The sequence below is a fragment of the Methylocaldum sp. RMAD-M genome (genome assembly GCF_017832375.1).
Lineage (GTDB): Bacteria > Pseudomonadota > Gammaproteobacteria > Methylococcales > Methylococcaceae > Methylocaldum.
Window position 1 is genome coordinate 78,877 of record NZ_JAFIBZ010000017.1, and the last position, 14,909, is coordinate 93,785.

General features: G+C 55.9%; 12 protein-coding genes. 8 read left to right on the forward strand and 4 right to left on the reverse strand.

Features of this window, described 5'->3' with window-relative positions:
* Positions 1 to 32 precede the first annotated feature (32 nt).
* Positions 33 to 1,562, reverse strand: coding sequence for a hypothetical protein (locus JOD69_RS16065; protein WP_086133480.1), 1,530 nt, complete (start codon positions 1,560 to 1,562; stop codon positions 33 to 35).
* A gap of 132 nt (positions 1,563 to 1,694) precedes the next feature.
* Positions 1,695 to 2,174: a hypothetical protein gene (locus JOD69_RS16070; RefSeq protein ID WP_086133481.1), complete on the reverse strand. Its 480-nt coding sequence runs from the start codon at positions 2,172 to 2,174 to the stop codon at positions 1,695 to 1,697.
* Positions 2,175 to 2,988: 814 nt separating this feature from the next.
* Here JOD69_RS16070 and JOD69_RS16075 point away from each other — a divergent pair.
* The 3 genes from JOD69_RS16075 to JOD69_RS16085 all read left to right on the forward strand — a co-directional run bounded on the left by JOD69_RS16075 (position 2,989) and on the right by JOD69_RS16085 (position 4,696).
* Entirely contained in the window at positions 2,989 to 3,807 is an 819-nt protein-coding gene (locus JOD69_RS16075; RefSeq protein WP_240502549.1) for an EcsC family protein, read from the forward strand.
* Positions 3,808 to 3,923: 116 nt separating this feature from the next.
* Positions 3,924 to 4,217, forward strand: coding sequence for a DUF5132 domain-containing protein (locus JOD69_RS16080; protein WP_077730885.1), 294 nt, complete (start codon positions 3,924 to 3,926; stop codon positions 4,215 to 4,217).
* 2 nt (positions 4,218 to 4,219) lie between these two features.
* Positions 4,220 to 4,696, forward strand: coding sequence for an HMA2 domain-containing protein (locus JOD69_RS16085; protein ID WP_077730886.1), 477 nt, complete (start codon positions 4,220 to 4,222; stop codon positions 4,694 to 4,696).
* Between the two features lie 58 nt (positions 4,697 to 4,754).
* Here JOD69_RS16085 and JOD69_RS16090 read toward each other — a convergent pair whose 3' ends face one another.
* Positions 4,755 to 5,345: an HNH endonuclease gene (locus JOD69_RS16090; RefSeq protein ID WP_077730887.1), complete on the reverse strand. Its 591-nt coding sequence runs from the start codon at positions 5,343 to 5,345 to the stop codon at positions 4,755 to 4,757.
* A 369-nt stretch (positions 5,346 to 5,714) separates the two neighbouring features.
* Here JOD69_RS16090 and JOD69_RS16095 point away from each other — a divergent pair, with 369 nt between their 5' ends.
* A complete protein-coding gene (locus JOD69_RS16095) occupies positions 5,715 to 7,922 on the forward strand; it encodes a primosomal protein N' (protein ID WP_086133482.1) in 2,208 nt (735 codons plus the stop codon).
* Between the two features lie 141 nt (positions 7,923 to 8,063).
* Positions 8,064 to 8,816, forward strand: a complete 753-nt coding sequence (locus JOD69_RS16100) for a rhomboid family intramembrane serine protease (RefSeq protein ID WP_077730889.1) — start codon at positions 8,064 to 8,066, stop codon at positions 8,814 to 8,816.
* Positions 8,817 to 8,851: 35 nt separating this feature from the next.
* On the opposite strand, the gene JOD69_RS16105 is transcribed toward JOD69_RS16100, so the two are convergent.
* Positions 8,852 to 10,333, reverse strand: coding sequence for a polysaccharide biosynthesis C-terminal domain-containing protein (locus JOD69_RS16105; protein WP_086133483.1), 1,482 nt, complete (start codon positions 10,331 to 10,333; stop codon positions 8,852 to 8,854).
* Between the two features lie 324 nt (positions 10,334 to 10,657).
* Between JOD69_RS16105 and JOD69_RS16110 the strand changes: the two genes are divergently transcribed.
* The 3 genes from JOD69_RS16110 to JOD69_RS16120 form a co-directional block, all read left to right on the forward strand.
* Positions 10,658 to 13,036 carry a phosphoketolase family protein gene (locus tag JOD69_RS16110; RefSeq protein WP_086133484.1) on the forward strand — a complete coding sequence of 793 codons (2,379 nt, stop codon included), beginning with the start codon at positions 10,658 to 10,660 and terminating at the stop codon, positions 13,034 to 13,036.
* 70 nt (positions 13,037 to 13,106) lie between these two features.
* Positions 13,107 to 14,306, forward strand: a complete 1,200-nt coding sequence (locus JOD69_RS16115; RefSeq protein ID WP_210024076.1) for an acetate kinase — start codon at positions 13,107 to 13,109, stop codon at positions 14,304 to 14,306.
* A gap of 406 nt (positions 14,307 to 14,712) precedes the next feature.
* The coding region (locus JOD69_RS16120) for a methane monooxygenase/ammonia monooxygenase subunit C (protein ID WP_245245632.1) at positions 14,713 to 14,909 on the forward strand (197 nt) is incomplete at its 3' end.

A 14,909-nucleotide genomic window follows, 5' to 3' on the forward strand; every position in this document is an offset into this window, starting at 1 on the left:
TCCTGCCTGTGGTGGCTTTCCGAGGCCCTCGGTTACTCGCTATCCTTACTCAGGGTCGGCTGGCCCATTCGCTGCACTAACTCCTCCACCCGTCGCCACTCCTCCTCAAGGCGGGCGCGGTCGATCTTCGATGGCTCTTCTGGAGATGCCATCTGTTTGGCTCGTAGCTGGTCAATCTCTTTGCTGAATAAGCCTTCCTGTTGCGCCGCAAGCTGAAGCCTTAATTCAGAGTTCCCCTTCCAAAAAGTGCTATTTTCCGGGGGCTGATTGTACGACTCTGGGTGCCGATAATAACCCTGCTCATCCGCAGGCTTTTCTTCCACTACTATTAATGGATGTGCTTGCGCCCAAGAATCCTTGCGAATGCCTGTTACCTGCCAAGAAACTTTCATCCCCGACTTACCTCCCGCAATATTGAAGCGATTGTTTGAAATCTCCCGAGCGACATGAAGGTTAGGGGCAGGCTCGCCAATAGAGGTGAGCTGATAGCGGAAGTCGCAATTGAGGGCTTCAAACCATTCAGGAAGCTCCACAAAACACTCCCCATTCCCGTCAAGAGCCGCAACCCCGTCATAAACATTCTTCATCTCGGCCGACTCGACAAATGAGTGAGCAAGGTACTTGTGCGCCGGCTCAAGGGGGTGATCGATCCTGAAGCCACCACCGGACTTGATTAAAGGACCAAAAACCTCGACTTTTCCATCGAGAAATGCTGCCCATCCATCTTCACCCCCTCTGCCGTACACGCCAATGCCCCTTTGAGCAGAACTTGTACCCCACACACCAACGCTGATGAAACCACCGCTGCTATCGCCACTCACACCGGCGCTGAAGAAACCACCGCGGCTATTGCCACTCACACCGGAGCCAGAGGCACTATCGCCACGCACGCCCGTGCCTTCTCCCGCTACGCCAGATACGCCGGTGCCGGTATTGACTGCTGCTCCGGCTACGCCAATGCCTCTTGTTCGCTCTGTGCCGGCTAAGCCGAACACACCCACTAGAGAGTTGCTGGAGCCCACGACGCCGAACCCGGCATCGCAGAGTCCGCGTACGCCGGCTTCGAAGCCGCCGGTAGGTACACCGAAACGTTCACCAAGTACGCCATCCCCATCGCCGCTAGTCCCGCGGACGCCGGTACCCCTGATGCTACTTCCCACCACGCCGGTGGCCTCGCCGACGAAGCCGGTCACGCCGTTACCACCGGTAGTGCTGGAGCCGAAGACACCAGAGGCGTCGGGAGTTGGAACAAATGTAACGCCCAATACGCCAGTGCCGGTTGCACTTCGGCCAAGCATACCTAGGCTCTGCAAGCTTTCGCCCGCGACACCTTCGCCCTCGATGCTGCGGCCAAATACTCCCGGATTTTGGATGCTGTGGCCTTCCACCCCGGCGATGTTAGTAGGGATGTTCGCTACGTTAGGAGGGAGAGCGCCGCTCGTACCGAACACGCCTACTCCGGTGGTGGAGTCACCCCACACGCCCACGGCGACGGGATTTCCATTAGCATCTACCGGCACCTGATCGCTATTCGCCGGCTCAAATCCTTCTACTCGTGCCATATTGTCCTCCTTTCATGGTTTCGCTGCGGTTGCCGTTATCGCTGTTTGTGCAGGAACTAAAGCTTGCGGTCATGACAGTGTTGATGTGAAGAGTCATTCAGGAGATGCGATGCCATTATCGAGCGGCTCTAGCTACTGCCGCTTGGCGGTAAATCCGGCGACCGTGAGGGTGGTGTTGATGTTGATGAATCGGATCTCGCGATTGCGGTCGACGATCACAAACGCGACTGTCGAAGGCCCATCAAAGGCCGTTCCCGAGAACTCGGCGACACTGGTACCCGTGCCATCGGGATTGACCGAATGGGTGCACGTCTTGGACGTGAGAGGTCCGAGGATAGTCCCGTTGATATTGACAGTCGTGGTGACCGCGCAGCCTCCGTGGCCATCAAAGATCACCGTGCCAAGGGCGGCCGTTGGCACCGCTTGAGGGGCAGCGGGGGGCACAATCATCCCGAACTCCCCCGAAAATCCCCACCTTCCTTCGATGCCGCGTTCGGTAAATGCTGGTCTTGGAGCGTCCGCTCTCGAAGATGAGGCTAATGCCACAAAGACAAGCAATACTGTCAACGGCTGTAGGACTACCCCATACACGTTGCGATTGTGTTTCGTCATAGTCACCTCCTACGCGAAACGCCTCTTCGCCATAACGCATTTGATGAAAGAATCGGATTTGCCAGAATCACAGGTTATCGCGGGTGTGGCCGACGAATCATTGAAATATTTGGATGCCGAGGATGAAAGTGGCTGTCCGTCATTTCGATCCAAATATCGGCTCCCTTATGGGGCGGGAGGAGACTAAACCGATATTCGAAGGACACCTTGTCCAAGTAAAAAAGGGGGTAGGGATTGTATGTCTGGAGAACTGCCATTTGAGCCCTTATTAATCAGGCCTGTAAATACCCTCCTGGTATTTCGGGCCGCCGCCCAGGCCGGTACACGCCCGGCCTGGGCTCAAGCGGCTGGTCGCCGCGCCGGGGCATCCCTGCCCCGGATTAACCCGGCCTATATTTATAGGCCGGGTTAATAATAAGGCCCAGCAGCTTTGGGTACTAAGCGCTACGTGGGCAATATCAAAAGCTGACGTTCAGGCAAAGTCGCAATCATCAATCCGCGATCTTCCGCTTTAGCCGAAAATCAGGCGCATGGACGACCGCTACGAATGGCAGCTTCGAATCGGGAGTGGCAGTTCAAATCATCTGACAGTGTTGGTCGGATCTGGCCGCGGCAACCTCAATGTACGATCAGAATGGTTTTGGGATTTGCTCTCGCCTTATTGAAAAGCGTTCCATGAGGCGGCACGGGAGCGGTAATAACATGGCCCTCGACGGCTGCCGTCATATAACTGTAATCTCGTGCGGCTATTTTCACGCTCTTTGCAAACAGCGGTTCGGGCCGAGCGAGCGATCGGATTATGAGTGGCAGACCCATGGCTTTGTCGCACCAAGACTATTTGAGTCTCAAGCGGGCATATCGGCATCTAGAATATCCCGCCTTCGCCGTCAGGCTTGCCGATGCGGTCGGCACACCCTTGGAGAAAGGGCTTAAGCTTTTGCCAACGCCATGGTACCGAAGACTGCATCGCTGCGCCGAGAATGCCATTTGGAAGGCTTTGGGCGTGGCGGTCACGAGCTTGGACAATAAGCCGGGGACGCCATCCCGCGACGTGTATTACAAGTTGCTCAGCATCGCGAGCGGCGCGGTCGGTGGTTTTTTAGGCGGTCCGGCCTTGCTGGTGGAGCTGCCGTTTACGACCGTTCTCATGCTGCGTTCGATTGCCGATATCGCCCGCAGCGAGGGCGAAGATCTCGACGATATCGCGACCCGTCTGGCATGTCTCGAAGTGTTCGCCTTGGGTGGGCGTACTAAGGAAGATGATGCGGCTGATGCCGGGTACTACGGGTTGCGTCTCGCTTTGGAGCGGCCCGTTGCGGCAGCCTCCAGCTATATCGCTCGGAACGGCCTAGGCAATCGGGCCGGCGCGCCGATGTTGGTGGATTTTATTATGATGATCTCGAGCCGTTTCGGCATAACGGTCTCGGAAAAAGCCGCGGCGGAAATCGTCCCGATTGTGGGGGCGGTCGGCGGCGCTTTGGTCAACAGCGTGTTCATTCAGCACTTTCAAGTTATGGCACATAGCCACTTTACGATCCGCCGTCTCGAGCGGAAGTACGGCCCGAGGCTCATTCGAGCGGAGTACGATAAGCTGCGGACCCCCGAGTACAGGCTCTCGTACGCGTCAGTTTAGCTTTCCCTTATTTAAACTTTTCGTGGTTCTTGGCCCGCTGGCATAATACCCTTGGCTTTTTATGCGGCCGAGGTTTTTTCTTATCAATGGGGTTTCTGGAATCCAGGGAGGTAGCGATGGCTGGTTTCGGCGATTTTCTTGAAAACGGTGTGGCCAAAGGCGTTGTGATCGGGCTTGGCATGGTGGCGGCCGGTGTCGTTCTTGCGCCGGCGCTGCGGCCAGTTGCACGAGCAGCCGTGAAGACCGGCATCCTGCTGTTCGAAAAAGGCCGCGAATGGGCGGCTGAAGCCGGCGAAACCTTCGAAGATCTGGTGGCCGAGGTTCGAGCGGAGCTGGCAGAGCAGGCGGCCGCAGCGGAAGGATTCGAAGCCGCCGAGCAAGCCGCTGCGGAAAGCGATATGAAAGGCTAAAGATGGTCTCGGCCTTCGTCGTTCACGAGCTAGCCGGTCGATTACGGCTGAGAATTCCCGAAAAGCGCAATGATTCGGCCTTTTTTGCCGCTCTCGCCGAACGTTTAGCCGAATGTCCGGGCGTTACCAGCGTCAAGCTCAATGCGTTTACCGGTAGCGTTTTGCTGCTTCACGCCGCGGAAACGAGTGCAATCGATGTTGCAAGGTATGCGGAGCAAGCCGCTTTATTTTCCGTTAAACCCTTGTCGGCCACACCCGTCCGCACGCTGGGTCAGCACGCAACCAAGGGTCTCAATGCATTTGACCGCAGCCTTACCACCGCGAGTGGCGGGCTAGTGGATTTGCAGTCGGCCTTTTTTCTTTTGTTGGTGGGATTGGCTGTTTATCAGGCGAGACGCGGGCAGATTCTGGTGCCGGCGGTTTCCATGCTTTGGGAAGCGATCAGTCTGGTCGGTTCGGACAAAATCGGCAAACACTAGCCGGAAGCGCGCGTACTCTTTGTCGGATGTTGCAGACCATCTGAGGGAGCTGAAGGCGCTAGCTTAACCGCTGATGCAAAGGGCTTTTGCGGGGAAAATGCGCTTTCAAGAATTCCATTTGATCGCTCAATACCCGGCGTCCTTGTAGGTAGACATATTCCGCGTGGGTTGGGGTGAACGGAATGGCTAGGAGTTGCATGCCGGCTTGTTCCGGGGTTCGTCCGGCTTTATGGTTGTTGCAGCGCTTGCATGCGGTTACGACATTGTTCCAGGTGTCGGCGCCTCCGACGCTGATCGGAGTGATGTGGTCGCGGGAAAGGTCGCTATGGTGAAATCGGTGGCCGCAGTAGAGACAAAGATTGTTGTCGCGGCGGAATAGGGCAGGATTGCTTAAGGGCGGAACGTAGTTGGGATCGATGCCGTAGCCGTTGTTATGGTGGTGGTGTGTGGCGATGATCGAATTGACTTCGATGAGACTGCGGCGCCCCGTCTTGGCATTAATGCCACCCCGCAGCGTATACAGGTGGGTACCGCAGCTATAGGCTACTTCACCTAGATGATAAAGCTTTGCCGCCTCTTGGTAGCCTATCCATTCCAGCGGCATGCCAGAGGCATCGGTACGTAACACCTGTAGATGATAAATCTCCATAGATCCTCCATCGTTCGATTGTTGTCTTTCATTGCAGAATGGTTAAACACTTGATTTCCGGTTGCTGTCGTCGGTCGACTTATGCACAGTGTATTCAATTTGTTTGTCAAGGAAAAATTTGAATCAGTGCTGCCGCGATTAGATTTTTTTGTGACCAAATAAGGCATTGATAAAATTATAAAAAATAAGTTTTGGTCAAAATCTTTACAATTTAATGAAAGTCTAGTCTTCATGCATTTTTCGGCAACATCCCGACATCTATTCCACAAAGTTATCCACAGAAACTGTGGATAAGCAAGATTTTGCTTTTCTGCTAAGCGTGTTGCGGTTTTCCCGATTCTACCCGGGATTTGTGGCAGTTCGTTGAACATGACGAAAATTCTTAAGATCGCTGTTTCGGTGCCTTTGCGACGTCTGTTCGACTATCTTCCTCCTTCAGCTTCCGATATTCAGAGTTTGAAGCTTGGCGTCCGCGTCGAAGTTCCCTTCGGCCGTCGCCGAAAAATTGGCGTATTGATGGACATTGCGGAAGAATCGGAGGTGGACCGTGGACGTTTGAAGGAGGCGTTAGCGATACTCGACAGCGATCCCTTGCTGTCTTCCGACGATCTCCGGTTGCTCAACTGGGCGAGCCGTTATTATCACCATCCTATCGGTGAGGTCGTCGCAGCGGCTCTGGCCGTCCTGTTGCGCAAGGGCAGTGCGGCCGAGCTCGCGGGAGAACGGGTTCTTCGCCTGGTCACGGAGGACTATGCTTTCGCGGCGCAGTCATGCAAGAGAGCCCCTCGCCAAACGGCGTTGATCGGATTGCTCCGCGAGCATCCGAACGGCGTTCCTCATAGTCTTTTGAGCGAACTGGATTGGGACTGGCGCGGTGCTGTAGACGGCCTGGTTCGGAAAGGTTTGGCGTGCTGGTGCCAGAGCCGGGAAGCGCAAGTACCTGCCCACAATTCACTCAAATCTCCTCCTTTCGATCTCAACGAGGACCAGCAGCGCGCAATAGCCGCCGTTCGGGAGGCCATGGGCGCGTACGCCGCTTTCTTGCTGGAAGGCGTGACCGGCAGCGGTAAAACCGAAGTGTATCTGCAATTGACGCAGGAGGTTTTGGCGCGAGGCGAGCAGATCATGATCTTGCTGCCGGAAATCAATCTGACGCCTCAGTTGCAAGCCCGCTTTCGCAGCCGCTTCTCGGTTCCGGTCGCGATATTTCATTCCGGGCTCACGGAAACCGAGCGCTGCCGTTCCTGGCTACAAATGCAGCGAGGAGAGGTGAGTATTCTGCTCGGTACCCGTTCCGCCGTCTTCACCCCGATGAAGTCGCCGGGGATGATCATTCTGGACGAGGAGCACGACACTTCATTCAAGCAGCAGGATGGCTTCCGCTTCTCGGCGCGCGACGTGGCCGTCATGCGAGCCCGGCTGTTCAACATTCCTATTCTGTTGGGGTCGGCCACGCCGTCTTTGGAAAGTCTCTGCAACGTATCGCAGGAGCGGTATCGGCATTTGCGGCTTCTTCATCGCGCAGGCGGGGCGCTCCAACCCAGCTTCCGATTGCTCGATATTCGAGGGCATCGCTTGCAGGAAGGGCTTTCGCCGGCACTGATCGCGTATATTGCCGACACATTGAGCCGCGGCGAGCAGGCGCTGTTGTTCGTCAATCGGCGCGGTTTTGCGCCGACTTTGATTTGTCACGCCTGCGGATGGGTCGCCCGTTGCCGACGTTGCGACGCGAACTTGGTCGTTCATGCCGGCGACGGGCGTCTGCGTTGCCATCACTGCGGGTTCGAACAGTCCTTGGCCCGTTCTTGTAACGGCTGCGGCAGTGAAGACCTTCGCCCCGTGGGCCTCGGGACCGAGCGCGTGGAGAACGCGTTGGCAGAGTTGTTCCCAGGCGCCCGCGTGGCGCGCATCGACCGCGACAGCACGCGGCGCAAAGGACGATTGGAAACGCTTTTGAACGATATTCACGAAGGCCGGGTGGATATCCTGATCGGCACCCAGATGCTGGCGAAAGGCCATCATTTTCCGCGGGTTACGCTGGTCGGGATCACGGACGTGGATTCCGGCCTCTACAGCACCGACTTTCGTTCCGGCGAACGGACTGCGCAATTGATTATTCAAGTAGCGGGCCGCGCCGGGCGGGAAGAACGAATGGGCACCGTCGTTTTGCAGACTCGGCACCCTGGCCACCCATTGCTTCATGTGTTGATCAGGGACGGCTATTCCGGTTTTGCAAAAGCCTGTACGGACGAGCGCCGAGCGGCGCAGTTGCCCCCCTTTACCTATCAGGCGCTATGGCGGGCGGAGGCGACCGACATCGATGCGCCGCGAAGCTTCTTGGGGCGAGTTGCCGATCTTGCGAACGAGCGACCGTCGCCCGAATTGTTGGTGTTGGGGCCGGTTCCCGCACCGATGGCGCGGCGAGCCGGACGGCAGCGTTATCAACTGCTGTTTCAATCCGCCAGGCGCAATCTGCTGCACGGACTTATCGAGTCACTGCTGCCGTTGATTTCGGAACTTGATGAAGCCAAGCGAGTCCGTTGGTCTATAGACGTCGATCCGGTCGACCTTTATTGATAGCGGCTAGTGGCGCCGTTTACAGGTTCGCTTGATCTTGGCTTCTTTTTCTCCCGGACTCCAATTAGCATGGCGCTGGAGTCGAGTGTCGCGACGGCCTTGGGTTTCCCAAATACCACTCACAAGACATGCGAGGAATCTATGTTCCCATTACGAGACGAAAATCCGATTGTCAGGAGGCCAGTGGCGACGATTGCGATAATCGGCCTGAATATCGCCAGTTGGGTTTTTGTTCAAGGCTTGGGTAACGGCGAGCCGCTGGCGTGGTCCTTGTGCAATTATGGCTTGATTCCGGGTGAACTGTTCGATCGTGTACCGGCCGGAACCGTCATTCCCCTCGGAGAAAATCTGGGCTGCGAGCTGACCGGGGACACGTCCGTCCTGACCCTGGTGACCCATATGTTCCTCCACGGCGGGTGGTTTCACATCATCGGAAATCTCTGGTTCCTTTGGGTGTTCGGCGACAACGTCGAAGACTCGATGGGGCCGATACGGTTCGTTATTTTTTATCTCGCATGTGGCTTGGCCGCCGCCGGCGCTCAGATCTTCACCGATCCGGCTGCGGCAATACCCATGGTGGGTGCGTCCGGCGCGATCGGAGGGGTAATGGGAGCGTATGCTCGGCTCTATCCGAGGGCCAGAATAGTGACGCTGATCTTCCTCGGATTCTATGTGACTACCGTGGCTTTGCCTGCCATTGCCATGCTGGGATATTGGTTCTTCATCCAGATCGCAGGTGGACTCCCAGCCCTGCAAGAGGCTGGCGGTGGCGTGGCGTTCTGGGCACACGTGGGGGGATTTCTGGCTGGCCTGATTTTGGCTGGTCCCATGCATCGACCGGATTATCTGGCTCAGCATCTTCGGCATGCGGCGGGGCCGTATGACCGCTACTGATTTTCAGTCTGTCGACGTTCTGCCGAGAGCGAGCCTTACGCCGGCTGCCGTTTTCTGAGCATAGGGCGCATATCCACCAGGGCGACGATCAGGAGGTAAAGCCCGAGGAATGCCGTGCCGACCGTCCAGGACGTCAAGCCGCACGACTCCACCAGATCTTTGTGTCCGCCGTACAGCAATAATCCGAGCAGGAGATAGCCCACGATCTTTCCTAGCGGATAACGCACCGGGTAATAGTATTGACCGAGAGCGTAGGAAATGACGGTCATCGTGGCATAACACGCCAGCGTCGCCCAGGCCGAGCCCATGTAGCCCATGATCGGAATCCACCATATATTCAGGCCGATGGTGAGCGCGGCGCCGATCAAGGATACCCATGCCCCCATCAGGGTTCGATCGGTGAGTTTGTACCAGATCGACAGGTTGACGTAGATGCCCAGGAACAGATTGGCCAAGAGCAAAACGGGCACGACGTGAAGCCCTTCCCGGTATTCCACGCCGACGAAGTACTTGAATACGTCGATGTACAGGGTCACCACCAGGAAGATGAATACGCAGAAGATCACGAAATAATTCATCACGAGCGCATAAGCGCGCTTTGCGTCCGCCCGTCCGGCATATGCAAAAAAGAAGGGTTCGCCTGCATAACGGAAGGCCTGTATGAAGAGCGACATCAGGATCGACAGCTTGTAGCACGCGCCATAGATGCCCAGCATGCGCAGATTGGTTGCAAGATCATAGGGCAGCAGAAATTTCAGGATGGCGCGGTCGAGCATTTCGTTGACCATCCCCGCAAATCCGATCACCACCATCGGCAGAGAGTAAGCCAGCAAGCTTTTCAGGAGTCGCGAATCGAGCCCATGCCGCAAGCTTTTGAATTGCGGCAGGAGCAGCAGGAGCTTGAACGCGCTGGCCGCAAGATTTGCCAGGAAGATATAGCCGACACCGATAGCCGGATCGTACAAACGCGCTCCAAGCGAGTTCGGCCAAAGCTCCTCGGCCTTTTTGCAATAAACCAGGAAGAACAGGTTGAGTCCTATGGCGAGTACGATTTCGATCAGTTTGATGCCGGCAAAGCGCCAAGCCCGGTTTTCGGAGCGCAGTTTGGCGAACGGCAGTGCGGAGATGGAATCGAGCGCCAGAATCGCGCCGAACCACACCAGATATTCCGGATGCTCCGAATAGCGGAGCAGCGCCGCAAGCGGTTCGCGAAATACGACGATTCCGGAGACAAACGCCAGGTTCGCCAATATCAAGAAGACGAGCGCCGTCGAGTATACGGTGTCCGACCGGAGTTCTTCCCGGTTGCTGAAGCGGAAAAAGCCCGTTTCCAGGCCGAACACCAGGAGTACGGCGAAAAAGCCGGCGTAGGCATAAAACTCCGAAACGATGCCGTATTCCTGCGCCGGAAACGTATAGGTGTACAGCGGAACCAGCAGATAGTTGAGGAATCTGCCGATGATGCTGCTCAAGCCGTAGATGACGGTTTGCGAGGCAAGCTTGCGGAGAGGGTTCAAAAGTTGATGCGCCGGCGATGTTTGAAGGCCGTCATTTTATGGCGAGTCCGGATGGACGCCAAAATCGTGTGCGGTTTCTCATGCGTTCCAACCCGTGTCACGACGTTCTCGTTTAAGAGTTGCCGTTTGTGGGAAGTTTTCGCGAATTCATAGATGTTCGCGTCGGCATTTGCATGGTTTTTCGGATAAAAGTAATCAAATTATGCTCATCTAAGCTTGTCAAACTAAAATTGGTTGTTTTCGAAGCAAAGTCAATGATGAAGGCCGAGTTTTAATCGGCCTTGTTTCTTAAGTTCATCAGCTAACAAACAGCGAGGTAAGCCCATGGCGTCTTTTATCGCGGAACACCCACTCGAGGCCGACGAGCTGCAAAAACTCGATGCCTACTGGCGGGCGTGCAACTACCTTGCGGTGGGCATGATTTATCTGAAGGACAATCCTCTGCTGAAAGAGCCTTTGCAGCCGGGGCATATCAAAAAACGCTTGCTCGGTCATTGGGGCTCCAGTCCCGGCTTGAGTTTCAGCTACGTTCATCTCAATCGCCTAATCAATAAGTACGATCTTGATGCGATTTTCATCACCGGCCCCGGTCATGGAGCGCCAGGCGTATTGGCGCCGGTTTATCTCGAGGGTACGTACTCCGAAATCTATCCGAATAAAAATGAAGACGAAGAGGGGATGCGTCTGTTCTTCAGGGAATTCTCGTTTCCAGGCGGAATCGGCAGCCATTGCACGCCGGAAATGCCGGGATCGATCCATGAAGGGGGAGAGTTAGGTTACAGCATTTCCCATGCCTTCGGTGCGGCGTTCGATAACCCCGATCTCTTGGTTACCGTAATGGTCGGCGATGGCGAGGCAGAAACCGCAGCTCTCGCAGCCTCCTGGCATTCGAATAAATTCCTCAATCCGGTTCGGGACGGTGCGGTACTGCCGATCCTCCACCTCAATGGATATAAGATCAATAATCCGACCGTCCTGGCGCGCATTTCCCATGAGGAACTGGAGCAGCTGTTCGCGGGATATGGATGGACGCCCTATTTTGTCGAGGGCAGCGATCCGGAAACCATGCATCAAGCGATGGCGGCTACTTTAGAACATTGCGTGCTCGAAATTCGTCGGATTCGGCAGGAAGCCCGCCAGGGCGGTGGCCTGAGCCGCCCGCGGTGGCCTATGATCGTGCTGCGCAGCCCGAAGGGGTGGACAGGACCCAAGACGGTCGACGGCCACAAAATAGAAGGTTTCTGGCGTTCGCACCAAGTGCCGCTCGCAGGAATCGCCCAGAATCCGGAGCACCTCAAGATGCTCGAAGAATGGATGCGAAGTTATGAGCCGGAGAAACTGTTCGATGCCACCGGCCGCCTCGTTCCCGAGTTGAAGGCTCTGGCTCCCAGGGGGAATCGGCGCATGAGCGCCAATCCCCATGCCAATGGTGGCTTGCTCCGTAAAGCTTTAAGGATGCCCGATTTTCGCGATTATGCGGTCGAGGTGCCGAAACCTGGTTCCGTGGAGTCGGAAAATACGCGGCCCCTCGGACGCTTTTTGCGCGACATTCTGGCGCTAAATCCTAGTAACTTCCGGGTATTCGGTCCGGACGAGACCACTTCCAACAAGCTGGATGATGTGTACGAAGCCAGCAAAAAAATGTGGCTGGCCGACTACTTGCCGGAGGACGCCGACGGCGGCGAATTATCGCCGGAGGGGCGTGTTATGGAAATGTTGTCGGAGCACACGCTGGAGGGCTGGCTCGAGGGCTATCTGCTTACCGGGCGGCACGGATTCTTCTCGACCTATGAGGCCTTCGTCCACGTGATCGACTCGATGTTCAACCAGTTCGCAAAATGGCTGGATATTGCCAACGACATCCCCTGGCGCGCTCCCGTATCTTCCCTGAACCTCTTGATCACCTCTACCGTATGGCGACAGGATCATAACGGCTTCACTCATCAGGATCCGGGGTTTCTCGATCTCGTGGTCAACAAGAGCCCCGAAGTGACCCGTATTTACCTGCCCCCCGACGTCAATACGCTCCTATGCGTGGCGGACCATTGCCTCCGAAGTACCTATAACGTCAACGTGATTGTTTCGGACAAGCAGAAGCATTTGCAGTATTTGGACATGGAAGCAGCGATAAAGCATTGCATCAAGGGCCTGGGAATCTGGGATTGGGCGAGCAACGACCAGGGTTCGGAGCCGGATGTCGTCATGGTGGGTTGCGGCGACATCCCAACGAAAGAGGCGCTAGCGGCTGTCATGCTCCTGCGCGAACACTTCCCGACATTGAAGATCCGTTTCATCAATGTGGTCGATTTGTTCAAGCTGCAGCCTGCAAGCGAACACCCCCACGGCCTTAACGACCGCGATTTCGACAGTCTCTTCACCTTGGATAAGCCGATTATTTTCAATTTCCACGGGTATCCGTGGCTGATCCATCGCCTCTCTTACAGAAGAACCAATCATAAGAACCTGCACGTGCGAGGGTATAAAGAGAAAGGAAATATCAATACCCCGCTGGAATTGGCCATCGAGAACGAAATCGACCGTTTCAGCCTGGCGATCGATGTGATTAATCGCGTGCCTGGGCTGCTGGTTGCGGGCGCCCATGTCAAGGAAAAGCTTCGCGACATGCAGATCGAGTGCAGCAATTATGCGTATGAGCACGGTGTGGACAAGCCGGAGTTTGCCAATTGGACATGGCCTCAATAATGAGCGAGCGACGATGGCGCGGCCCGGAAAGGATTTCGTAGACGCACTCCCACAAGCTGGCTGAGAACTCATGCAGAGGAAGCTTTTGGTCCTCAACTCGGGTAGTTCGTCCGTAAAGTATCGGTTGTTTGATCTGAGTGACGAACGTGTCCTGCTGTCAGGCATTATCGAACGAATTGGAGAGACTCACACTTCTTCGCCTGAAGATGGTGGTGAGGGGCATGGATTCGCTGACCACCGTCAAGCCTTTGCCGAAGTGATGCGGAGGCTCGACGAGTCTGGCGAGTTGCCGGACCCGAACGAGCTTTTTGCAATAGGCCACCGTGTGGTGCACGGAGGGGAGACTTTCCGTTCCGCTGTCGTCGTCGACGATTCGGTCATGGCGGCGATTCGAGCGGCTGTTCCGCTCGCGCCTCTCCATAATCCGCCAAATTTGCTGGGCATTGAGGTTTGCCGCGCACTCTGGCCAGGCGTGCCTCAGGTCGCTGTGTTCGATACGGCCTTTCACCAATCCATGCCGCCTCACGCCTACCATTACGCGCTGCCGAAAAAATTTTATCGGGACGATCGAATACGCCGGTACGGGTTTCACGGAACCTCGTTCGCGTACGTCACGAAACGAGCCGCCGCCCATCTGGGGCGACCGCCGGAGTCGTGCAACTTCATCGCGTTGCACTTGGGTAATGGGGCGAGCGCTACAGCCATTAAGCACGGCCGTAGCGTCGATACATCGATGGGCATGACGCCTTTGGCGGGCTTAATCATGGGTACGCGGTGCGGCGACATCGATCCCGGCATCGTCCTCCATTTGATGAACTCCCGCAATTATTCAGCGAGAGACATAGAGTGCCTTCTAAGCAGGAACGCCGGGCTCAAGGCGCTCGTCGGGGCGAATGATATGCGCGAAATTTTGCGGCGTGCTGCGGTCGGCGGCGAAGACGCCCGGTTGGCCGTCGAAATGTACTGTTACGCGATCAAAAAATACATCGGGGGCTACTTGGCTGTGCTGGGTAACATCGATGCGTTGATCTTTACGGGCGGTATCGGTGAGCATGCCGCTCCCATCCGCTACAAAATCTGCTCGGGTCTAGAGCCGTTCGGAATCGTGATCGATGTACGCAAAAACGCAATGGACGCGTCTGAAACGTCGGAGCTGCAAGCCTCCCATAGTCGAGCCAAAATCCTAATCGTGCCGACAGACGAGGAGCTGGAAATCGCCCGCGAGGCCGCGGAAGTGATTGATGCTTGGTCCGTCGGTTCAATCGAATAGTCTCGGAAAACCATTGGTACGTGTTTTTTCACTCCTTTGCGGCTTCTTCCATTTCTTTTGGTACTGAGCTTTCGTGTTCTCTGAATTTCGGGCGGCAGGCTCGTTTGGAGTGCCCATTCCTGGCCTTTCTGCAAGAGCGCGAACGCGTGCCAGTCTCTTTTCTGTGTGTGTGCTTTTGCCCTGATTTATCGCGGCCTCAGAGCTCCAGTCGGAAAGGCAGTAGGAATCGTCGGATATAGCCTTGACAAGGCATGAATGAGTGATAGACTGCAACGCACCCTAGGAGTGGGGCATTTTGTCGCAGGGGCCCTTGGGCCAGGGGCAAGAATGAAGAAGACAAGGATGCACGACGAGGTAGCGGGGCGGCGACGCACCGCGAATGAGTACTAACTTTGGAGGTAAAACTATGGCTGCAACAACAGTTGGTGGCGTAGCAGCGCAAGACAAGCCGCTTTTGGACATGAAGTGGCTGACCTTTGCGTTCATGCTGTACACGGTCTTTTATATGTGGGTTCGGTGGTATGAAGGGGTCTACGGCTGGTCCGCCGGTCTGGATTCGTTCGCACCGGAATTCGAGACGTATTGGATGAACTTCCTGTACAC

Coding starts and splice junctions, on each gene's coding strand:
- JOD69_RS16100 (WP_077730889.1), top strand. CDS start 8,064: ATGTTCCCATTACGAGACGAAAATCCGATTGTCAGGAGGCCAGTGGCG.
- JOD69_RS16070 (WP_086133481.1), bottom strand. CDS start 2,174: ATGACGAAACACAATCGCAACGTGTATGGGGTAGTCCTACAGCCGTTG.
- JOD69_RS16110 (WP_086133484.1), top strand. CDS start 10,658: ATGGCGTCTTTTATCGCGGAACACCCACTCGAGGCCGACGAGCTGCAA.
- JOD69_RS16065 (WP_086133480.1), bottom strand. CDS start 1,562: ATGGCACGAGTAGAAGGATTTGAGCCGGCGAATAGCGATCAGGTGCCG.
- JOD69_RS16115 (WP_210024076.1), top strand. CDS start 13,107: ATGCAGAGGAAGCTTTTGGTCCTCAACTCGGGTAGTTCGTCCGTAAAG.
- JOD69_RS16075 (WP_240502549.1), top strand. CDS start 2,989: ATGGCTTTGTCGCACCAAGACTATTTGAGTCTCAAGCGGGCATATCGG.
- JOD69_RS16080 (WP_077730885.1), top strand. CDS start 3,924: ATGGCTGGTTTCGGCGATTTTCTTGAAAACGGTGTGGCCAAAGGCGTT.
- JOD69_RS16085 (WP_077730886.1), top strand. CDS start 4,220: ATGGTCTCGGCCTTCGTCGTTCACGAGCTAGCCGGTCGATTACGGCTG.
- JOD69_RS16095 (WP_086133482.1), top strand. CDS start 5,715: ATGACGAAAATTCTTAAGATCGCTGTTTCGGTGCCTTTGCGACGTCTG.
- JOD69_RS16090 (WP_077730887.1), bottom strand. CDS start 5,345: ATGGAGATTTATCATCTACAGGTGTTACGTACCGATGCCTCTGGCATG.